This window comes from Ventrimonas sp. (assembly GCF_048380235.1).
Classification (GTDB): domain Bacteria; phylum Bacillota; class Clostridia; order Lachnospirales; family Lachnospiraceae; genus Brotaphodocola.
The window spans coordinates 16,219-38,823 of record NZ_DBFCCJ010000038.1; the positions used below are offsets into that span (position 1 = coordinate 16,219).

Here is a 22,605-nt window from a genome sequence, read left to right on the forward strand (position 1 = left end):
TACTGATGAAAAATTAACAATGATATTATTTTCCAGAAACAAAATCCGTCCCGCTGTGCCGGAACCATTGCTTGCAATATCGGTAAACTATGCTATAATAAGTGGTAATAAAAACTATGTCAGATAGAGAACGTGCTGCAGATGCGAAACACGGATGCAGGCTCACCATACGGGCGCGGTAACGGAGAATACAGAAAACAGCACGGGGTCGGAGGAAGATTATGAGCTATAAGATTTTTGGTGACAGCTGCCTGGACTTAACAGAGGAATTGAAGAAGGATCCGAGGTTTGAGATGATCCCCCTTACCCTTCAGGTGGATGATCATATGATAATGGATGATGAAACATTTGACCAGAAGGCATTTCTGGCCATGGTGAAGGCGAGCCTGAACTGTCCGAAAACCGCCTGTCCTTCCCCGGAGGCATTTAAGAAGGCCTGTGAGTGTGATGCGGACGATATCTATATTATTACCTTGTCCAGCCATCTGAGCGGTACCTATAACAGCGCGGTGCTTGGAAAAGAACTGTATGAGGAAGAACATGGCAAGGGAAAAAAGAACATTCTGGTGATTGATTCCGAGTCTGCTTCAGCCGGAGAATTAAACGAGGCTCTGGCCATTCGTGATATGTACGAGGAGGGACTTGTTTTCAGCGAGATTTCTGAGCGCATCCTGAAAATGAGAGATGAGCAGCAGACCTATTTTGTGATCGATACCCTGGAACCTCTCAGAAAGAATGGCCGTCTCACCGGTCTGCAGGCCTTTTTTGCCACGGCATTGAATATTAAGCCGGTTATGGGAGCGGATCATGGTGTCATCATCAAGCTGGATCAGGCAAGAGGCATCACCAAGGGACTGGCCCGTATGTGCGAGCTTGCCACCAGGCGTGCGGGTAAGCCGGAGGAAAAGCGCGCGGTCATCGCGCATGTGAATTGTCCGGAGCGTGCACTCCAGGTGAAGGCAGAACTGGAAAAGCGCGGGAATTACCGCGAGATCGTGATCAGCGGCGCAGCCGGTGTTGCCACGGTGTATGCGGGAGACGGCGGTATTGTCCTGGCGGTCGGTTAAAAAAGAATTCATTACTGTGTATAAAATTAAAAAAAGTTAAAAATATCACACAATTTAAAAAATTTCGTGTATAATAGATAACGAAAAGAAAACAGGGCGAAGAGGTCGTGGACGCATCCGAATCTCTTCACCCTGTTTTTTTCTGTAACTGTTCCGTATGGCTGCAGTTACATTTCTACAGTGTGAGGAAAGTGCAGATCTGCGGCTTTCCCTAAACCCTGTCCGTTCAGGGAGGCCCCCGGAAAAAATGCGGAATGTAATGATGCAAAAAACAAACAAATAGTTAGACGTGTATTGATAAAAATACAGGTTTTTGAAATATGGTATACAATGAGCACAAAAAAGGTAAGGAAAATGAGAAAAAAATATCCAAAACACTTGCATTTCCCTGATAATATGTTATGATTGAGTTAGCAAAATTATATTTAGCAAAAATAAAAAATAGTAAGGAGGGGAGGCCAGACAAACAGATTTCTGGTGGGGGCCGGGAGTCTTTCTAGATGCTAAATACTTGTTTATTCGTTCCTGCACGGTGGGTCCGCGGGATGGCCGCTGACCGTAAAAAACATAAACTGTAAGGCAAGAATCCCATTGCCGCAGGCAAATGAAATAGATTTTGCAGATTTTGCTTGTGACTGTGAAAAAATTAACAGTTGCGTTTTTCTGTGCTTTGGAACAAAACAGCAAGAAATGCTGTCTGGACCTCAAAAAAGCATGAAGGAGAAAACAAAAGAATTAGGAAACAGCAATGTGTTGTTTGACTTCTACGGGAAGAGACCGGAAATGTCCCAGCTTGTTCCGCTGAGTCTGCAGCATGTACTGGCAGCTATCGTCGGTGTCATTACACCATCCATGATCATTGCGGGTGTCTGCGGACTGACGGACGCAGAAAAGACCATGATGATCCAGGCGGCACTGATCTTCACTGCGCTGGCTACGTTTTTACAGCTGTTTCCGCTGTTCCACAAGATTGGCGCAGCACTCCCGGTTATCATGGGTACCAGCTTCGCATATGTACCGACCCTGACTGCGATCGGCGGTGAATTCGGTATCGGTGCCATCATGGGCGCACAGATCATCGGCGGTATCGTAGCTATCGTATTTGCGATTTTCGTAAAGCAGATTCGTAAGCTGTTCCCGGATATCGTAACCGGTACCGTTATCTTTACCATCGGTCTTTCCCTGTATCCGACCGCGATCCGTTATATGGCAGGTGGTTCCGGACATCCGGAATTCGGTGGCTTAAAGAACTGGTTCATTGCTCTGCTGACTTTTGCAGTGGTACTGTTCCTGAACAACTTTACTAAAGGTGTGTTAAAACTGGGTTCTCTGTTTTTCGGTATTATCGTTGGTTATGTAGTATCCCTTTTCATGGGAATGGTAGATTTCACCAATGTTATGAACACGACTTCCATTATTGCGTTCCCTCAGCTTATGCATTTCAAGATTGAATTTGCTCCGGCTGCATGCGCATCACTGGCTATCGTATATGCGGTTAACGCAGTACAGACCATCGGTGACTTAACATCTACTACTGTCGGCGGCATGGACCGTGTGCCGACGGACAATGAGCTTCAGGGCGGTATCCTGGTTCAGGGTGTTGCAAGTATCGTGGGTGCGTTCTTTGGAGCACTTCCGACGGCTTCCTACAGCCAGAACGTAGGTATCGTAACCATGAACAAAGTAGTAAACCGCGTGATTTTCGCGGTATCCGCAGCAGTGCTTCTGATCGCAGGCCTGATTCCTGGTCTGTCCGCAGCACTTACAACCATCCCTCAGTGTGTCATCGGCGGCGCAACTCTTTCCGTATTCGCGCAGATCGCAATGACCGGTGTACGCCTGTTCACAAAGGATGGCATGACAGCAAGAAAGACAACCGTAGTTGGTATGTCTGTAGCACTTGGTGTTGGTATCACCCAGGTATCCGGATGCTTACAGGGACCTGGAATCCCGGCGTGGATCAATACCGTATTTGGAAGTTCGTCCGTGGTAGTGGCAACGATCATGGCGATCATCCTGAACCTCACCCTTCCGCCGGAAGAGTAAGGACAGCCGGATGATTTAATGCAAAAAGAAAGCCGAACAGTTTTAATCCTGTTCGGCTTTTGTTTCCTCGTCTTCGGCTTTGATCTCGTTTAAGTAACTGTAAAGCGTAAATTTTGAAATGCAGAGGACCTGACAGACACGCTGTCCGGACTTGGTAATGAGAAATGCGCCTGCGTCATTTAGCAGCCGTATGAAGTCAATCTTGTCATCCTTTGTCATGACGGCGGCCGGTTTTCCGATACGCTGGAAGGCCTGCTCAATCAGCTCATCCAGAAGGTCGCTGACATTCATGGATACGGTCTCAGGACCGGAGGCTTCCGTGTCATCCGCTGCAGTGGCAGTGAAGCTCTGAATGTGGTTTTGCGCAGCCAGCAGAATCGTGATGTCATAGTTGATGCTTAAAATTCCTATGATCTTACCCTGACTGTTGCGGATGTAGATGGTACTGGACTTCAGAATCTTTCCGTCCTTTGTTTTTGTTAAATAGGCAAGCTTGTCATGCGTGTGCTTCGCACCGTTCTGCAGGGATTCCAGAACAATATGGGATGGTCCGTCACCGAGCTTTCTTCCGGTGATGTAGCCATTTTCAATGGCTACAATGGAGTGCTCTACATCGTTGCTCTCCAGATCGTGAATGACGATCTCGCAGTTGGAGCCAAACTGGGCTGCAAGACCGCGGGCAAGGCGTGTATAAAAATCAATTGCTGTTTTGTCCATGGTTTTCTCCTTTCAAAAAGCAAATCAGTTCATCATACAATTTGTTTGATGCTGTATTTATCATAACAACTACAGATACAGAATGCAAGAAAAAATTAAAAAAACTAATTTATACAAGGAGGTATATTAATGCTGCTTATAGGAAACGGTAAAGTAATCACAAGAGACAGCGCAAATCCATACCTGGAGAACGGCGCAGTTGTAACCGATGGTGAGAATATCAAAGAGGTTGGAACCCTGGATGCCATGAAGCAGAAATATCCGGAGGCTGAGTTTGTAGACGCACACGGCGGTGTCATCATGCCGGGTCTTATCAACGCGCATACCCATATCTATTCCGGACTGGCAAGAGGTCTTTCCATCGTGGGAAACAATCCGACAAATTTCCTGGAAGTTCTGGAAGGAACCTGGTGGGCAATTGACCGTCAGCTTGATCTGGACGGAACCAGAGCCTGCGCATGGGCTACCGTTTTAGACTGCATCCGTGACGGTGTTACCACCATCTTCGATCACCATGCAAGCTTCTGTGAGATCCCGGGATCCCTGTTTGCGATCCGCGATGTCGTGAAAGAAGCAGGAATCCGTTCCTGTCTCTGCTACGAGGTTTCCGAGCGTGACGGCGAAGAGAAGACCGCACAGAGCATCAAGGAGAACGCAGACTTCGCAAAGTGGGCCAAAGATGCAGATGACAGCATGATCAAGGCTATGTTTGGCGGACACGCGCTCTTTACGATCTCAGACAAGACCTTCGAGAAGATGGTAGAGGCAAACAATGGCATGACCGGTTTCCATATCCATGTAGCTGAGGGTATGAATGATGTCTACGACAGTCTGAGAAACTACGGCTGCCGTCCGGTAAACCGTCTGCTGTACAACGGCATTTTGGGAGAGAAGACCCTGCTTGGCCATTGCATTCATATCAGCCCGGCTGAGATGGACATCATCAAAGAGACCGGCACCATGGTGGTCAACAACCCGCAGTCCAACCAGGGCAATGCAGTCGGATGCTCCCCGGTGCTGCAGATGATGGCAAAGGGTATCACCGTTGGTATGGGTACCGATGCTTATACCCACGATATGTTAGAGAGCATGAAGGCATTCTTAACTATCCAGCGTCACAACGCAATGCTGCCGAATGTAGGCTGGTGCGAGGATGTGAAGATGCAGTTTGAAAACAACCGTATCATTGCAGAGAAATATTTCGGCAGAACTCTTGGTATCTTAAAAGAGGGAGCCGCAGCCGACATCATCATCATGGATTACAAACCATTCACTCCGTTCTCTGACGAGAATATTGACGGTCATATGATCTTCGGTATGGAAGGCAAGAATTGCCGTACCACCATCATTAACGGTAAGGTACTTTACAAAGACAGAGAGTTTGTTGGCCTTGATGAGGAGAAGATCAACGCATGGACCATGGAGCAGAGTAAGAAGCTCTGGGGTAAGTTAAATCACAGAGTATACTAATAAAAACCATATAAAAACTATATAAAATGGGAAGCAAGGGTTAAACAAATGGCTTCCGACAGGAGGATAACATGAGCGAAATTATGAGACCAATGTCAATCGGCCATCTGATGCACTGGATCATGTCCGAATACGAGCAGAAAAAGAGCATCTTTGGTATTGAGAAGATTGTAAAGCATGAAAATGGACAGGCACTTCCGATCTACGAAGAGAAGATCGAGTCTCCGTTTGGTCCGGCAGCAGGCCCGAACAGCCAGCTGGCACAGAATATCGTAGCAGCCTATGTGGCTGGCTCCCGTTTCTTCGAGTTAAAGACCGTTCAGGTGATGGATGGCGCTGACCTTGCGGCATGCATCAGCCGTCCGTGTATCATTGCAGGCGATGAGTGCTACAACTGTGAGTGGTCTACCGAGCTGTACGTTCCGCAGGCATTTGCTGAGTACGTGAAAGCATGGGTGGCATGTAAGCTGATCGCGAAAGAGTACAACCTCGGCGATCCGGACGCATTCGTATTCAACATGTCCGTTGGTTATGATCTGGAAGGCATTAAGTCCCCGAAGGTTGACAAGTACATCAACGACATGATCGAGGCAAAAGATACCGAAGTCTTCAAAGAGTGCATCAACTGGGCATTAGAGCATGTGAACGAGTTCAAGAACGTAGATGAGGAGTATATCCGCAGCATCAGCTCCAACGTTTCCAACTCCATCACCGAGTCCACCCTGCACGGCTGCCCGCCTGCAGAGATCGAGCGTATCGCAACCTACCTGATCACCGAGAAGCACTTAAACACCTTCATCAAGTGCAACCCGACTCTGCTTGGTTATGAGTACGCAAGAAAACGTCTGGATGGCCTTGGATTCGATTACATCGCATTCGATGATCATCACTTTGTAGAGGATCTTCAGTGGCCTGACGCAGTTCCGATGCTGCACAGACTGTATGACCTCTGCCAGGAGAAGGGTCTGGAGTTCGGCGTTAAGATCACCAACACCTTCCCGGTAGACGTAACCAGAAACGAGCTTCCGAGCAACGAGATGTACATGGCAGGACGCGCGCTGTTCCCATTAAGTATCCATGTAGCACGCCTTCTGACCGATGAGTTCCAGGGCAAGCTGCGTATCTCCTACTCTGGCGGCGCAACCATCGAGAATATCAAAGAGCTGTTCGACGCAGGCATCTGGCCGATCACCATGGCTACCAACATCTTAAAGCCGGGCGGCTATCAGAGAATGAGCCAGATCGCAGACGAACTCATGGAGTGCGGCAGCGAGCGCTTCTCCGGCGTAAACGTAGCAGCACTGGCAGCCATCGATGACGGCGTAGAGGCAAAGGCTATGTACAGAAAGCCTGTAAAACCGCTTCCGGAGCGCCATGTAGATAAGAAGCTTCCGCTGTTCGACTGCTTCAACGCACCTTGCCGAAGCGGCTGCCCGATCGAGCAGGATATCCCGGCTTACTTACAGGCTATGGTAGACGGCGATGCAAAGAAAGCACTCGAGATCATCTTAGAGCGCAACCCGCTTCCGTTCATCACCGGTACCATCTGCCCGCATCACTGTGGCGATAAGTGTATGAGAAACTACTATGAGGATACTCTGCACATCCGTGAGACCAAGCTGGCAGCAGCAAGCCAGGCTTACAACGAGATCCTTCCGGCTCTGAAGGCTGATGGCAGCGTAGCTGGCAAGAAGGTTGCTATTATCGGCGGCGGTCCTGCAGGTCTGGCAGCAGCTACCTTCCTGTCCCGCGCGGGCGTAGCAGTAACCGTATTTGAGCGTAAGGAACAGCTGGGCGGCGTAGTGCGCAACGTGATTCCGGAGTTCCGTATTTCCGCAGATTCCATCGACAAGGATGTAGAGCTGTGCAAGGCTTACGGCGCAGAATTCAGACTTGGCACAGAGGTTACCTCTGTGAAAGCATTAAAGGCAGAAGGCTACACCGATGTCATCGTTTCCATCGGCGCATGGAAGCCGGGCAGATCCCCGTTAGCATACGGCGAAGTAACTGATGCTCTGGAGTTCTTAATGGAGGCTAAGAAGAACGGCGCTTCCATGAACATCGGCAAGGATGTTGTAGTTCTGGGCGGCGGTAACACCGCCATGGACGTTGCAAGAGCAGCAAAACGTATCCCGGGTGTTGAGCATGTACGCCTGATCTACCGCAGAACCAAACGCTACATGCCGGCAGATGAGGAAGAGTTACAGCTGGCAATTGAGGATGGCGTAGAATTCTTAGAGCTTCTGGCTCCGGTTGGCGCAGAGAACGGAACACTGAAATGTTCTGTTATGGAGCTTGGCGCTCCGGATGCTTCTGGCAGAAGATCTCCGGTAGACACCGGCAGAACCGAGGAATATCCGGCAGACACCATCATCGCAGCAATCGGTGAGACCATCGATACCACTCTGTACGCAGAGCTTGGCGTTGAGATGGATGCAAAGGGCCGTCCGGTTGTAGACGCAAACATGATGACCACCGAGGCCGGTGTTTACGCAGTGGGCGATTCCAGAAGAGGACCGGCTACCGTCGTTGAGGCAATCGCAGATTCTGCGAAGGCTGCAGCAGCAATCGCAGGCATCAGCTACGACAAGTACGCAGAAGAGAACGTTGCAGCAGACGAGAAGCTCTACACTGTCAAGAAGGGTGTTCAGAGCAGAGACACCTCCAAGACTCCGGATGACCGCTGCTTAGGCTGTCCGACTGTATGTGAGGTATGTACCGATGTCTGCCCGAACCGCGCAAATGTGGCAATCCACGTACCGGGCAAGTGCAAAGCACAGATCATCCATGTAGACGGCATGTGTAACGAGTGCGGCAACTGTGAAGTGTTCTGTCCGTATAAGGGAGGAAGACCTTACAAAGATAAATTTACTTTATACTGGACTGAGGAAGATTTCCTTGACAGCACCAATGAGGGCTTCCTGCCGTTAGAAGGCACCCAGGTCAAGGTTCGTCTGGACGGCAAGGTTGAGACTGTTGACGTTGCCGGTGAGACTGATCTGTCTGCTGATGCCGTTGCAGTGATCCGCACCGTATTAAAGGATTACGCATATCTGATCCATTAAGGGTTAACATCCCGCGGCTGTCTGTGCAGCATGGCAGCAGCCGCGTGGTCATAAAAGGAGTTAGGGATTTCACATGAAAAGAAAGAAAAACATTGCGGTCGTTCATTGCTCCGGTGGGGCAAAACAAAACGAGGGGATCGATTTTGCCGCATTACCGAAGGACTGTAACCAGATCCTGGAACAGTATCCGGACGGGATCCACAGCTGCAGCTACGGCTGTCTGGGCGGCGGAAGCTGCGTGGCTGCCTGCAAGCTGCACGCTCTCACCATCAACGAGAAGGGGGTCGCTGAGGTTGACAGGGATCAATGTGTCGGATGCGGACTCTGTGTAAAAGCATGTCCGAAGCATCTGATCAGTCTGGAAGCACCGGAGGGAACTATTCAGCCAAAATGTTCCAATGAGCAGAAGGCCGCAGATGCAGGAAAGGCCTGCACATCCAGCTGTATCGGCTGTAAGATCTGTGAAAAATATTGTCCGTCCGATGCCATCCATGTGATTGATTTTCATGCAGTCATCGACCGGGAAAAATGTGTGGCGTGCGGTATGTGCGCAACTAAATGTCCGCGTGGTGTCATCCGTGATGCGGACGGAATTTATACAACCGGTTTCTAAAACATTAATCCGCCGCGGACGTGCAAGTTCGCGGCTTGCGGCGGATTCAGAAAGAATTGTTGTCTGTGACAGCCTGCACAGAGCAGTGGCTTTGGGAAAATGATGCAGACAGCAAAGGAGAAGGAGAAGGATAATGGGAGAAGTTTTTGAGTTTACAGTAAACGGCCAGGTGCAGCGCACCGAAGAGGACAAGCCGCTGCTCCGTTATCTGCGTGATGATCTGAAGCTGTATTCCGTAAAAGATGGCTGCAGCGAGGGTGCCTGTGGTACCTGTACGATCGTGGTAGATGGCAAGGCGATCAAGTCCTGTGTGCTGACCACAAAAAGAGCTGTTGGAAGAAACATTCTGACAGTGGAGGGTTTAAGTGATGAGTGGAAGGATGCGTTTGTGTATGCATTCGGAGCAGTCGGAGCCGTTCAGTGTGGTTTCTGTATTCCGGGCATGGTGATGGCCGGAACGGCATTATTGCAGAACAATTTAAATCCGACGGAAGAAGATGTGAAATACGCGCTGCGCGGAAATATCTGCCGTTGTACCGGATACAAGAAAATTATTGAAGGAATCCTGCTGACAGCGAAGATCCTGCGCGGCGAGGCTTCCGTCGATGAGGATCTGGAGAAGGGAGATCTGTACGGGGTTGGCCAGAAAGCATTCCGTGTGGATGTCCGCAAGAAGGTATTAGGCTTTGGCAAATACCCGGATGATATCGAGCTGGATGGTATGGCTTACGTTTCCGCAGTGCGCAGCAAATATCCGAGAGCCCGTGTCCTGAAGATTGATGCGTCCAAGGCCGAGGCTCTGCCTGGAGTTTTGGGTGTTCTGACTGCAGCAGATGTACCGAACAACAAAGTCGGACACATTCAGCAGGACTGGGATGTGATGATCGCCGAGGGCGATATCACCCGTTGTGTCGGTGATGCTATCTGTCTGGTTGTTGCCGAGACCGAGGATATTTTAAATAAAGCAAAGAAACTGGTCAAAATTGATTATGAGGAGCTGGAGCCGGTAAGAGGCATTGCGGAGGCAAAGAGAGAAGATGCTCCGAAGGTTCATTCCAAAGGAAATCTTTGCCAGACCCGACATGTGGTGCGAGGCGATGCGGCAAAGGCACTGGCTGAGTCCAAATACACTGTTACAAATTCTTTCCGTACTCCGTTTACGGAGCATGCGTTCCTGGAACCGGAATGTGCGGTAGCATTCCCGTACAAGGATGGCGTTAAGATCTTAAGTACGGACCAGGGTGCTTATGATACCAGAAAAGAGACAGCGATCATGTTTGGCTGGGATCCGGAGCGCGTTGTGGTGGAAAACCAGCTCATCGGCGGTGGCTTTGGCGGAAAAGAGGATGTTTCCGTACAGCATATCGCAGCATTGGCAGCCTGGAAGTATCAGGTTCCGGTCAAGGCAAAATTCAGCCGTCAGGAATCCTTATATTTCCATCCGAAACGCCATGCAATGGAAGGAACCTTTACACTGGGCTGTGATGAGAATGGTATCTTTACCGGTCTGGATTGTGAGATCAACTTTGATACCGGTGCATACGCATCCCTCTGCGGACCGGTTCTGGAGCGTGCATGTACCCATTCTGTAGGACCATACTGCTACCAGAATACCGACATCCGTGGCTATGGCTACTATACCAATAATCCGCCGGCCGGTGCGTTCCGCGGCTTTGGTGTATGTCAGAGTGAGTTCGCACTGGAATCTCTGATCAATGTTCTGGCTGAGAAGGTTGGTATCACTCCGTGGGAAATCCGTTACCGCAACGCCATTGAGCCGGGCAAGGTGCTTCCGAACGGCCAGATCGCAGACTGCTCTACGGCACTCAAGGAAACTCTGGAAGCAGTCAAAGAAGTTTATGAGCAGAATATGGATCATGCCGGAATTGCCTGTGCCATGAAGAATGCCGGAGTCGGTGTAGGTCTTCCGGACAAGGGACGCGCGAAACTTGTCATTGAAGATGGTTGCTGCGTGATCTACTGCGCGGCATCCGATATCGGACAGGGCTGTCTGACGGTATTCTGCCAGGTTGTATCTGAGACTACCGGGCTGCCGCTCTCCAAAATCCGCAACGCAGTGGCAAATACCGAGAATGCACCGGACTCCGGTACGACATCCGGTTCCCGTCAGACCCTGCTTTCCGGCGAGGCGATCCGTGGTGCTTCCACACTGTTGAAAGAGGCCATGGATGAGGTTGGCGGAGACTTAAGCAAGCTGGAAGGCCGCGACTTCTTCTACGAGTACTTTGAGCCGACCGATAAGCTTGGTGCAGATGTACCGTTCCCGAAGAGCCATATCGCCTACGGTTATGCAACCCATGTTGTTATTCTGGATAACGATGGCAAAGTCAAAGAGGTTTACGCAGCACATGATTCCGGCAAGGTTGTGAATCCGATCTCCATTCAGGGACAGATCGAGGGCGGTGTGCTCATGGGTATGGGCTATGCGCTGACTGAGGACTGGCCGTTGAAAGACTGCGTTCCGCAGGCAAAATACGGAACCCTGGGGCTTTTGCGTTCTACACAGATTCCGGACATCCATGCCATCTATGTTGAGAAGGATGAACTTCTTGGTGTGGCATACGGCGCGAAGGGAATCGGCGAGATCGCGACCATCCCGACTGCACCGGCTATCCAGGGTGCTTACTATGCAATGGACAGAAAGTTCCGTACTTCCCTTCCACTGGAAGATACGTTCTACAGAAAGAAGAAGGGCTAAGCAACTTAATAATAGGAAAAAACAGATTTTTACACATTCTGGTTTCGTGACAGATAAACAAAATGAGAAAAAAATTAAAAAAAGTTTTGTACATACTTGACATAATGGCAGAATGTGTTATGATATCTATAGAAGCAAACAAAAAGTTTGGAGAAATACAAAAAGTTTGTTAGGAGAAGAGAGAATGGAGAAAATTCTTTGGGCATTAAACAAGATGCCAAAAAGCGATGACAAGTGCCTGCCGGTTATGAGCCTTGAAAACATCAAACAGGCACGTGAGTTCCACAAGAGTTTCCCGCAGTATACCATCACCCCGCTTGCGAAGCTGGACGGTATGGCAGAGGGACTTGGCCTTGGCGGTCTGTTTGTAAAAGACGAGAGCTATCGTTTTGGTCTTAATGCATTTAAGGTGCTTGGCGGTTCTTTCGCAATGGCACGCTACATCGCAAGTGAGATGGGACGCGATGTGTCCGAGATGACATATGATTATCTGACCAGCGAGAAATTCCGTGAGGAGTTCGGTCAGGCAACCTTCTTCACTGCTACTGACGGCAACCACGGCAGAGGTGTTGCATGGGCAGCAAACAAGCTGGGCCAGAAGGCTGTTGTACATATGCCGAAGGGCAGTACCAAGACCCGTTTTGACAACATCGCAAAAGAGGGCGCAAAGGTTACCATCGAGGAAGTAAACTACGACGACTGCGTACGTATGGCAGCAGCTGAGGCTGAGGCAACCCCGCATGGTGTTGTTGTTCAGGATACTGCATGGGAAGGTTACGAGGAAATTCCGGCATGGATCATGCAGGGCTACGGAAGTATGGCTGGTGAGGCTGCTGAGCAGCTGCGCGAGGTTTCTGTGAACCGCCCGACCCACGTATTCGTTCAGGCTGGTGTGGGAAGCCTTGCAGGCGCAGTAGTTGGTTATTTCACCAACCTGTACCCGGAGAATCCGCCGAAATTCGTTGTTATGGAAGCTGGCGCTGCGGCCTGCCTGTATAAGGGCGCTGTTGCGGGAGACGGTGATCCGCGTATCGTCGGTGGTGATCTTCAGACTATCATGGCCGGACTTGCATGCGGCGAGCCGAACATCATTGGCTGGGATATCTTAAGAAACCATGTATCCGCATTCGTTTCCTGCCCGGACTGGGTAGCAGCAAAGGGTATGAGAATGCTGGCAGCTCCGGTTAAGGGTGATCCGAAGGTAATTTCCGGTGAGTCCGGAGCAGTTGGTATGGGTGTGATCTCCACCATCATGGAGGATGATGAATACAAAGAGCTGCGTGACGCTTTAGAGCTGAACCGCGACAGTAAGGTTCTGATGTTCTCCACCGAGGGTGATACCGATCCGGACAAGTACAAAAAGATCGTCTGGGGCGGCGAATATCCGACCGTATAATCCAAAGAAATCACTTCATTACGAACTACAAACAAGAACATATATAATCCAGGAGGGTAAAACAATGGGACTTGATTTTGAAAAGATCAAACAGGCAGCAGAGGGTTATCGCGCAGATATGACTGCGTTCTTAAGAGCAATGATCTCTCATCCGAGCGAGAGCTGCGAGGAGAAAGAGGTAGTAGCATGCATCAAAGCTGAGATGGAGAAGTTAAACTTCGATAAAGTAGAGGTGGACGGTCTTGGCAACGTGATCGGCTGGATGGGCGAAGGCGACAAGATCATCGCAATCGACTCTCACATCGATACTGTTGGTATCGGTAACATCAACAACTGGGAAGCTGATCCGTACGAAGGCTATGAGACCGACGAGATCATCTACGGCCGCGGCGGTTCCGACCAGGAAGGCGGTATGGCAAGTGCTGTTTACGGCGCAAAGATCATGAAGGATTTAAACCTCATTCCGGAGGGCTACAAGATCATGATCGTTGGTTCTGTACAGGAAGAGGACTGCGATGGTATGTGCTGGCAGTACATCTACAATAAAGATAAAATCGTTCCGGAGTTCGTAATCTCTACCGAGCCGACCGATGGCGGTATCTACCGCGGACATCGCGGACGTATGGAGATCCGTGTAGACGTGAAGGGCGTTTCCTGCCATGGTTCCGCACCGGAGCGTGGTTCTAACGCAATCTACAAGATGGCAGATATCATTGCTGATGTTCGTTCCCTGAACAACAACGGCTGTGACGAAGATACCGATATCAAGGGCCTTGTTAAGATGCTGAGCCCGAAATACAATCCGGAGCACTACGAGGATGCTCAGTTCCTTGGAAGAGGTACCTGCACCGTTTCCCAGATTTTCTACACCTCTCCGAGCCGTTGTGCAGTAGCAGACAGCTGTGCAATCTCCATTGACCGTCGTATGACCGCAGGTGAGACCTGGGATTCCTGTCTGGACGAGATCCGTCAGCTGCCGAGCGTTCAGAAGTATGGCGATGACGTTAAGGTTTCCATGTATATGTACGACCGTCCGTCATGGACCGGCGAAGTATACGAGACCGAGTGCTACTTCCCGACCTGGATCAACAAAGAGAATGCAGCTCATGTACAGGCTCTGTACGATGCACACGTAGCTCTGTTCGGCGATCATCGTATGGGACCGGACTCCACCAAAGAGCTTCGTAACCGTCCGCTGATCGATAAGTGGACCTTCTCCACCAACGGTGTTGCTATCCAGGGCCGTTACGGTATTCCGTGCGTAGGCTTTGGCCCGGGTGCTGAGAGCCAGGCTCACGCTCCGAACGAGATCACCTACAAAGATGACCTTGTAAGATGCGCAGCTATGTATGTAGCAGCAGCAAACCTGTACGACGGTTCCAAGAAGACCGATGATATTTCCCAGTTCCGTGCAGGCAAGACCAACAACGATATTAAATAATCATCAGACAATATTTCAGTAGCCGGCAGATCAGTGCGGTGAGCGCTGGTCTGCATCAAAAATAATAATTTCTTAAATGAAAGAAGGAGATCAACATGGATAAAGTATTACAGGGTTACATTGACAAACTGAACAAACTGAACTTCAAAGATATGTACGAGGGCGATTTCTTCCTGACCTGGGAGAAGACCGATGATGAGATCGAGGCTGTTTTCACCGTAGCTGACGCTCTGCGTTACATGAGAGAGCATAACATCTCCACCAAGGTATTTGAGTCCGGCCTGGGCATCTCCCTGTTCCGTGATAACTCTACCCGTACCCGTTTCTCTTTCGCATCTGCTTGTAACTTGCTTGGTCTTGAGGTTCAGGATCTTGACGAGGGCAAGAGCCAGATCGCTCATGGTGAGACCGTTCGTGAGACCGCTAACATGATCTCTTTCATGGCTGACGTTATCGGTATCCGTGATGATATGTACATTGGCAAAGGTAACAAGTACATGCACGACGTAGTAGACGCTGTAACCGAGGGACACAAGGACGGCGTTCTGGAGCAGAAACCTACTCTGGTTAACTTACAGTGTGATATCGACCATCCGACCCAGTGTATGGCTGATATGCTTCACATCATCAACACCTTCGGCGGCGTTGAGAACTTAAAGGGTAAGAAAGTAGCTATGACCTGGGCTTACTCCCCGAGCTACGGCAAACCGCTTTCCGTACCGCAGGGTGTTATCGGCCTGATGACCAGATTCGGTATGGACGTTGTTCTGGCTCATCCGGAAGGATATGAGGTAATGCCGGAGGTTGAGGAAGTTGCACGTAAGAACGCAGAGAAGACCGGCGGCAGCTTCACCAAGACCCATTCCATGGCAGAGGCATTCAAGGATGCTGATATCGTATATCCGAAGAGCTGGGCTCCGTTCGCAGCTATGGAGAAGAGAACCAACCTGTACGCTGAGGGCGATACCGACGGTATCAAGGCTCTGGAGAAAGAGCTGCTTGCTCAGAACGCAGAGCACAAAGACTGGTGCTGCACCGAAGAGTTAATGTCCACCACCAAGGATGGCAAGGCTCTGTACCTGCACTGCTTACCGGCTGATATCAACGATGTATCCTGCAAGGACGGCGAGGTTGAGGCTTCCGTATTCGACCGTTATCGTACTCCTCTGTACAAAGAGGCTAGCTACAAGCCGTACATCATCGCAGCTATGATCCTGCTTGCAAAACAGCAGTGCCCGCAGGAGACTCTGGCTAAGCTGGCTGAGAAAGCAACCGAGAGACATATGGCATAATTTGCCTGTTGTCAGAATAATCTGGTAAATTGGGAAATCCCTTTTTATACAACAACCTGCTCAACAAAAGCGGTGGCAGTCCTTAAACGGACTGCCATCACTGCTTCAAAAAGAAAAATGAAAATAGTCCGCGGGGGAAAATCGCAGATCCGGTTTGCACAAGGTGCGAGCAGCAGCGAAAGGCGGACATAGGAGATATTGTTATGGGAAAAAGAATTGTAATCGCCCTTGGCGGTAATGCATTGGGAAATAATCTGCCGGAGCAGATGATCGCGGTGAAGAAAACTGCTTCCGCAATCGTAGATCTGATCGAGGCAGGCAACGAAGTTGTAATCGCACACGGAAATGGACCGCAGGTAGGCATGATCCAGAACGCAATGTCTGAGCTGACCCGTTCCAATCCGGAAAAATACATTCCGTGTCCGCTGTCTGTATGCGTGGCTATGAGTCAGGGCTACATCGGATACGATCTGCAGAATGCGCTGCGTGAGGAAATGCTGGATCGCGGTATTAATACCGGATGCACCACCATTCTGACACAGGTAGAGGTAGATGCGAATGATCCTGCTTTCGAAAATCCGACAAAGCCGATCGGCGCATTTATGACAAAGGAAGAGGCAGACAAGCTGGTCAAAGAGAAAGGATATAAGGTTGTTGAGGACGCAGGACGTGGTTACCGCCGTGTTGTTGCTTCTCCGAAGCCGAAGTCCATCATCGAGATCGACACCATCCGCAGCCTGGTCGAGAATGATTATGTCGTTGTTGCATGTGGCGGCGGCGGTATCCCGGTATTCGTAAGCGGAGGCCATCACTTAAAGGGTGCTGCAGCAGTAATCGATAAAGATTTCGCAGCAGAGAAGCTGGCAGAACAGTTAAACGCAGACTGCCTGATCATTTTAACCGCAGTCGAGAAGGTTGCAGTTCACTTCGGAAAACCGGATCAGGAGTGGCTGTCTGAGCTTACCCCGGAAACGGCACAGAAGTACATCGAGGCTGGCGAGTTCGCACCTGGATCCATGCTTCCGAAGGTACAGGCAGCGGTTGCTTTCGCAGAGTCTGCGCCGGGACGAGAGTCTCTGATCACTCTGCTTGAGAAAGCAAAAGATGGTATCAATGGTCTGACAGGTACTAGAATTCATCAGTAAGCGAATATTGAAAATAAGATAAGCGCAGGAAAACGGCTTGGCTGTTTTCCTGCGCTTAAAGCCATATATAGGAGAAGTTTAAACGATGAAAAAAATAATTAAAAACGGAATGCTCTGCACCGAGAGTGGTGTATATGAAGCCGATCTTCTGCTGGAAGAAGGCGTGATCCGTGAGATCGGAACCGATCTTCAGGATTCCGGGGCCGAAGTAGTAGACGCGAAAGGAAAGTATGTACTTCCGGGCGCTGTGGATATCCACACGCACATGGATCTGGATGTAGGAATTGCCCGTGTCATCGATGATTTCTATACCGGAACCATTGCGGCAGCCTGTGGCGGAACCACATCCATTGTAGATCATATGGCCTTCGGTCCGCAGAACTGCAGTCTGTGGCACCAGGTAAAGGAATACCACAGACTGGCCGATGGAAATGCAGTAGTCGACTATGGATTCCACGGTGTATTCCAGCATGTGAACCCACAGGTCCTGGAAGAAATGGGAGAGATTGCAAAGGAAGAGGGGATCACCAGCTTTAAGGTATATATGACCTACGGCTACGGCCTTGGAGACAGTGATCTGATGCAGATCCTGACCCGGGCAAAGCAGGATGGCATCCTCATTGCGTCCCACTGCGAGAACGACGGCATCGTCAATTACTGGCGGGAAAAATTTGTCAAAGAGGGACATACCCAGGCAAAGTATCATCCGATCAGCCGTCCGGCAGCGGCAGAGGCAGAGGCAGTGAACCGTTTCCTGTATCTGGCCGAGTCCGCAGGAGAGGCACCGGTTTATGTGGTACATTTATCCAGTAAGCAGGGCCTGATGGAGGTACGCCGCGCGAAACGCCGTGGTCAGAAGCATTTTGGCGTGGAGACCTGCCCGCAGTACCTGTTTATGACAGATGACCGTTACGCAGACGATCAGGAGGGCTTAAAGGCCATTATGGCACCGCCGCTTCGAAAGAAGGATGATAACGAAGCACTCTGGCAGGCCCTGGAGAACGGAGAGCTGGATGCAGTCGCAACCGATCATTGTCCATTCACCTTTGCAAAGCAGAAACAGCAGGGCGCGAAAGACTTTACCCAGTGCCCGAGCGGAGCGCCGGGCGTGGAGGAGCGCCTGCCGCTTATGTTCTCTGAGGCGGTGAAGGGAGAGCATCTGACCATTCCGCAGGTGGTACATTACCTGTGCACAAACCCGGCAAAGATTGCCGGACTGTATCCGAAGAAGGGAACAATCCAGACCGGTTCCGATGCAGACCTGGTACTCATCGATCCGAAGAAGGAATGGACTATCACCACAGAGAAGATGCACGGAAACGCAGATTATACCTGCTACGAGGGCACGAAGGTGACAGGCGCGATCGAGAAGGTATTTCTGCGTGGAAGAGAGATCGTTACGGATGGAAATTTTGTGGGAACACGCGGCGAGGGCCAGTATTTAAAACGAGGAAAGAGCTCTTTGGCAGAGTAATATGAAATTGGAGTCAGACTCCGGCAGCGGCAGATGGCCTGGCAGACAGAACAGAAAGCGGGCCGGGGATGAAAGAAAGGAAGCAAAAGAACATGCAGAATACGGATGCAGTGGCATGGACAAAGAAATTAGTTGGCATCGAGAGCACAAATCCGGGCAAAGAAGAGTATGAGATTGCCGGATTTCTAGAGCAGGAAATCCGGGCGGCGCTCCCGGAGCGCGGCGAACTGAAAAAAGATTATACCAGGGAGGGACGTCCGGTTCTGCTGGCAGTCCTTCCGGGTGAGACAAAGGAAGAAATGGTGTTGATCTGTCATATGGATACCGTTCCGGTTGCCGGAGGCTGGACAAAGAATCCTCTGGGCGAGGACGGGGAGAACGGCCGATTTTTCGGCCGCGGTTCCTGCGACATGAAATCAGGTCTTGCCTGCGCACTGTGTGCGTTTCTGGAAGCTGCGGCACAGATGAAGGAAAACGGCAAGGCTCCGAAACGTACCTTAAAGTGGATCGGGACCTCTGATGAAGAGGGAGATATGACCGGCGCGGAACGAGTGATCGAGCTTGGCTGGGTCACAAAAGACAGCCTGGTGATGGATACGGAGCCGACCGACGGCGAGATCCAGACTGCCCACAAGGGACGCTATTGGTTTGAGGTGACTATGCACGGAAAAGCAGCTCACGCCAGCCGCCCGGAGCAGGGCATGGATGCCATTGCCGGCATGGCTTATATGCTGGCATCTGCCCGCAATCGTGTGAAAGAGTTGAAGGAAGATGCGTTTCTGGGTAAGTCTACCATTGTCTTTGGTGAGATCCAGGGAGGCGTCCACCCGTACCAGGTTCCGGCAGAGTGCAAAGTATCAGTGGATATGCGCGTGGTACCGCCATATCATATCGAAGATGTGAAGACACTGCTGGAAGCTGCAGCAGAAGACGCGGCAAAGGAAATTCCGGGTCTGAAAGCAGAAATCCGGATCACAGGAAACCGTCCGCCTATCGCACACCACGAGGATGCTGAGATGCTCTCCCGTATCAGGACAGCTGTTGAGCAGGAAACTGGAAAAGTACCGGTGGTTTCCGCATTTCCGGGCTACACTGATACGGCCGTGATTGCCGGAACTACCGGAAACTGTAACTGTCTTTCTTATGGACCGGGTACCCTGGCCATGGCCCACAAAGCGGATGAGTACGTGGATGAGGCAGATATCCGCCGATGTCAGAAGGTATATGAGACCCTGTTAAAAGAATGGCTGTGGATGTAATTTACGGATTTAACAGTTGGACGGAACAGATCTGTCTGTGCTATGATAAGAAAGGCTGGATTTCAGGAAAGGAGAAATTATGGCAGGAGGTTTATTTTGCAGCAGCGGCGGCTGCACGGCGAAGCTGGGCCCGGATATTCTGGAACGGGTCTTAAGCCGGATTGAGCGCGGTGCGGCCGACCCGAATCTGCTGGTGGGCTTTGACAGCAGTGACGATGCGGCAGTCTATCGTGTCAGTGATGAGGTGGCTGTGGTGCAGACGCTGGATTTCTTTCCGCCGATGCTGGAGGATCCCTATGTGTTTGGCCAGATTGCGGCAACAAATGCGCTGAGTGATGTGTATGCCATGGGAGGAGAGGTCATCAGTGCATTGAATATTGTGTGTTTTCCGCAGGATGAAGATCTGAATGTTCTCGGTGAAATCATGCGGGGCGGTTCGGAAAAGGTGGTGGAGGCCGGAGCTGTACTTTGCGGCGGTCATTCCATCAACGATAAGGATGTGAAGTACGGACTTTCCGTAAACGGTGTTGTGCATCCGGACCGGATCTACAAAAATAACGGCGGCCAGGCAGGAGATGTGCTGATCCTGACCAAGAAGCTCGGGGTCGGCATCATGAACACTGCAAACCGGGTGGGAGCGGCTTCCAAAGAGGCAATGGCAGAAGCCATCACATCCATGACTACGTTGAACAAGTATGCGGCGGCTATCTCAAAAAAGTATACGGTGCATGCCTGTACTGATGTGACCGGATTCAGCTTTCTGGGACATCTGCATGAAATGCTGGATAAGCGCCTCTGGGCGGTGGTGGATACCCTGAGTATGCCATATATCAAGGAAGCCTATACCCATGCGGAGAATTTTATGATCACGGCGGCCGGACAGCGCAACCGCAACCACGTTGGAACATTTGTTGATTTTAAGGGTATTCCGTTCCCACTTGAGGAGATTTTATTTGATCCGCAGACCTCGGGAGGGCTGCTTTTTGCAGTGCCCCAGGAGGAAGGCAAAGCGTTCCGGCAGGAATTAAAAGAGGCCGGACTTCCGGCCCAGATCGTGGGACGGCTCATAAAACAAGGGGATGCCGGATTTCAGAAGGAAATCACTGTGCTGTAAAAATGTAAATGGATCAGGAAAGAGAGGAAACTAGTATGATAACAGTAGATGCAAGGGGCGAAATCTGCCCGATTCCGTTAATCAAGGCAAAAGAGGCAATCAAGAACTTAAACGGAGCCGGAACTGTAGAGGTTTTCGTTGATAACGAGATCGCAGTCCAGAACCTGAAGAAGATGGCGGTTCAGATGGGCTACGGCGTGGAGGCCTCCAAAGAGGAAGAAAAGACCTGGAAGGTGGTTCTTCATGTGAGCGGACAGGAAAAATCAGCAGAGGAGATCCCTGCAGACCAGTGCCTGGTTCCGGCAAAGAAAAAAACGGTGGTTGCTGTTACAGCAGATCATATGGGAGATGGCAATGAGGAGCTTGGCAAGGTTCTGATCAAAGGCTTCTTATTTGCCCAGACCCAGCTGGAAACTCTGCCGGATACCATTTTATTCTACAATGGCGGCGCAAAGCTGACCTGTGAGGGTTCTGACTCCATCGAGGATTTAAAGAAGCTGGAAGAGGCCGGTGTGCAGATCCTGACCTGCGGTACCTGCTTAAATTACTACGGACTGACTGAGAAATTAAAAGTCGGCGGTGTTACCAATATGTATGTGATCGCACAGACCATGGCTGAAGCAGACCTGGTTGTGCGGCCATGATTTATCTGGACAATGCGGCCACCTCTCTGCATAAGCCTAAGACAGTTGCCGATGCCGTTTATCAGACTCTGGTTTCCGGGAGCGTAGGCAACGCGGCAAGGGGAAGCAATGAGGCGTCCCTGCAGGCATTGCGTCTGGCTGTAGAGACCAGGAGCCGCCTGGGAGAACTGTTTGGCTATCCGCATCCGAACCAGGTGGCATTTTCCATGAATGCCACCGACAGCCTGAATATGGCAATTGAGGGACTACTTGAGCCGGGAGACCATGTGATCACTACCCAAATGGAGCATAATTCCGTGCTGCGTCCTTTGTATCGGAAGGAAAAAGAAGGGGTAGACCTGACCATCATCCCCTGTGATGAAAAGGGGAGAATGTGTCTGGATGTTCTGGCAGCCAGTATCCGGCCGGATACCAAAGCGCTGGTCTGTACCCATGCGTCAAATCTGACCGGCAATGTCAATGATCTGGAAAAACTGGGGGCTTTGTGCCGGGAAAACGGCACGTTGTTTCTGGTAGATGCGGCGCAGTCAGCAGGTCTTCTGCCAATTGATATGGAACAGATGCACATCGATGTGCTGTGTTTTTCCGGGCATAAAGGCCTTCTGGGACCGCAGGGCATGGGCGGCATCTGCGTGCGTGAAGGTGTGAAGATAAAGCCATTTCGTGTTGGAGGAACCGGAATCCGCACCTTTGATCGAGAACAGCCTGATGAGATGCCAACCCTGTTAGAGGCCGGAACCTTAAATATGCCCGGAATCGCAGGACTCCGGGCCGGGGTGGAATACATTCTGGACAAAGGAACCGATGCGATCTGGCGGCAGGCAGACGCATATGCGAGCGCATTTTATGAAGGCGTAAAGAATTTACCGGGAGTCCGCTTATATGGTGACTTTGACGCGGCGGTCCGGACACCTGTGGTGACACTGAATCTGAAGGATTATGACTCCGCTGCCGTCGGTGACGAGCTGATGCAGCGGTTTGATATTGCGGTCCGCTCAGGAGGCCACTGCGCGCCGCTGATGCATCATGCACTTGGAACAGGAACGCAGGGAGCTGTGCGCTTCAGCTTTTCTCATTTTAATACCATGGAAGAAGTGCAGGAGGCTGTAAAAGCTATGCGGATCCTGGCCTGGGAGGGATAAG

Annotated in this window: 16 protein-coding genes; 15 read left to right on the forward strand and 1 reads right to left on the reverse strand. The window is 50.7% G+C overall.

Annotation, left to right across the window (positions count from 1 at the left end; all coding sequences use genetic code 11):
• Positions 1 to 221 precede the first annotated feature (221 nt).
• Both ACMP1L_RS06300 and ACMP1L_RS06305 read left to right on the forward strand, forming a co-directional pair.
• Positions 222 to 1,067, forward strand: coding sequence for a DegV family protein (locus ACMP1L_RS06300; protein ID WP_418452391.1), 846 nt, complete (start codon positions 222 to 224; stop codon positions 1,065 to 1,067).
• Between the two features lie 714 nt (positions 1,068 to 1,781).
• Entirely contained in the window at positions 1,782 to 3,113 is a 1,332-nt protein-coding gene (locus tag ACMP1L_RS06305) for a uracil-xanthine permease family protein (RefSeq protein ID WP_118732170.1), read from the forward strand.
• 42 nt (positions 3,114 to 3,155) lie between these two features.
• Here the strand turns inward: ACMP1L_RS06305 and ACMP1L_RS06310 are convergent, their stop codons facing one another.
• Complete coding sequence (locus ACMP1L_RS06310; RefSeq protein ID WP_118732090.1) at positions 3,156 to 3,830, reverse strand: helix-turn-helix transcriptional regulator; 675 nt, start codon at positions 3,828 to 3,830, stop codon at positions 3,156 to 3,158.
• 129 nt (positions 3,831 to 3,959) lie between these two features.
• On the opposite strand from ACMP1L_RS06310, the gene ssnA reads away from it, so the two are divergent.
• The 13 genes from ssnA (at position 3,960) to ACMP1L_RS06375 (ending at position 22,604) form a co-directional block, all read left to right on the forward strand.
• Positions 3,960 to 5,300 carry a putative aminohydrolase SsnA gene (gene ssnA / locus ACMP1L_RS06315; protein WP_118732091.1) on the forward strand — a complete coding sequence of 447 codons (1,341 nt, stop codon included), beginning with the start codon at positions 3,960 to 3,962 and terminating at the stop codon, positions 5,298 to 5,300.
• A gap of 71 nt (positions 5,301 to 5,371) precedes the next feature.
• Positions 5,372 to 8,365: a putative selenate reductase subunit YgfK gene (gene ygfK, locus ACMP1L_RS06320; RefSeq protein WP_418452392.1), complete on the forward strand. Its 2,994-nt coding sequence runs from the start codon at positions 5,372 to 5,374 to the stop codon at positions 8,363 to 8,365.
• Positions 8,366 to 8,438: 73 nt separating this feature from the next.
• Entirely contained in the window at positions 8,439 to 8,978 is a 540-nt protein-coding gene (locus ACMP1L_RS06325) for a 4Fe-4S binding protein (RefSeq protein WP_177304405.1), read from the forward strand.
• 133 nt (positions 8,979 to 9,111) lie between these two features.
• Positions 9,112 to 11,697: a selenium-dependent xanthine dehydrogenase gene (gene xdh, locus ACMP1L_RS06330; RefSeq protein WP_418452393.1), complete on the forward strand. Its 2,586-nt coding sequence runs from the start codon at positions 9,112 to 9,114 to the stop codon at positions 11,695 to 11,697.
• A 184-nt stretch (positions 11,698 to 11,881) separates the two neighbouring features.
• Positions 11,882 to 13,093, forward strand: a complete 1,212-nt coding sequence (dpaL, locus tag ACMP1L_RS06335) for a diaminopropionate ammonia-lyase (protein WP_373243807.1) — start codon at positions 11,882 to 11,884, stop codon at positions 13,091 to 13,093.
• Between the two features lie 64 nt (positions 13,094 to 13,157).
• Positions 13,158 to 14,534, forward strand: coding sequence for a YgeY family selenium metabolism-linked hydrolase (locus ACMP1L_RS06340; protein ID WP_118732096.1), 1,377 nt, complete (start codon positions 13,158 to 13,160; stop codon positions 14,532 to 14,534).
• A gap of 95 nt (positions 14,535 to 14,629) precedes the next feature.
• Positions 14,630 to 15,826, forward strand: coding sequence for a knotted carbamoyltransferase YgeW (gene ygeW, locus ACMP1L_RS06345; RefSeq protein ID WP_177304407.1), 1,197 nt, complete (start codon positions 14,630 to 14,632; stop codon positions 15,824 to 15,826).
• Between the two features lie 203 nt (positions 15,827 to 16,029).
• Positions 16,030 to 16,971: a carbamate kinase gene (arcC, locus tag ACMP1L_RS06350; protein ID WP_118732098.1), complete on the forward strand. Its 942-nt coding sequence runs from the start codon at positions 16,030 to 16,032 to the stop codon at positions 16,969 to 16,971.
• 85 nt (positions 16,972 to 17,056) lie between these two features.
• Entirely contained in the window at positions 17,057 to 18,445 is a 1,389-nt protein-coding gene (gene hydA / locus ACMP1L_RS06355) for a dihydropyrimidinase (protein WP_418452394.1), read from the forward strand.
• A gap of 92 nt (positions 18,446 to 18,537) precedes the next feature.
• Positions 18,538 to 19,704, forward strand: coding sequence for a M20 family metallopeptidase (locus ACMP1L_RS06360; RefSeq protein ID WP_177304409.1), 1,167 nt, complete (start codon positions 18,538 to 18,540; stop codon positions 19,702 to 19,704).
• Between the two features lie 79 nt (positions 19,705 to 19,783).
• Positions 19,784 to 20,818, forward strand: coding sequence for a selenide, water dikinase SelD (gene selD, locus ACMP1L_RS06365; protein ID WP_177304410.1), 1,035 nt, complete (start codon positions 19,784 to 19,786; stop codon positions 20,816 to 20,818).
• 35 nt (positions 20,819 to 20,853) lie between these two features.
• On the forward strand, positions 20,854 to 21,462 hold the full coding sequence (yedF, locus tag ACMP1L_RS06370; RefSeq protein ID WP_118732171.1) for a sulfurtransferase-like selenium metabolism protein YedF: 609 nt from the start codon (positions 20,854 to 20,856) through the stop codon (positions 21,460 to 21,462).
• A complete protein-coding gene (locus ACMP1L_RS06375; protein WP_418452395.1) occupies positions 21,459 to 22,604 on the forward strand; it encodes an aminotransferase class V-fold PLP-dependent enzyme in 1,146 nt (381 codons plus the stop codon). Before yedF ends, ACMP1L_RS06375 begins: the two co-directional genes overlap by 4 nt.
• Position 22,605 lies beyond the last annotated feature (1 nt).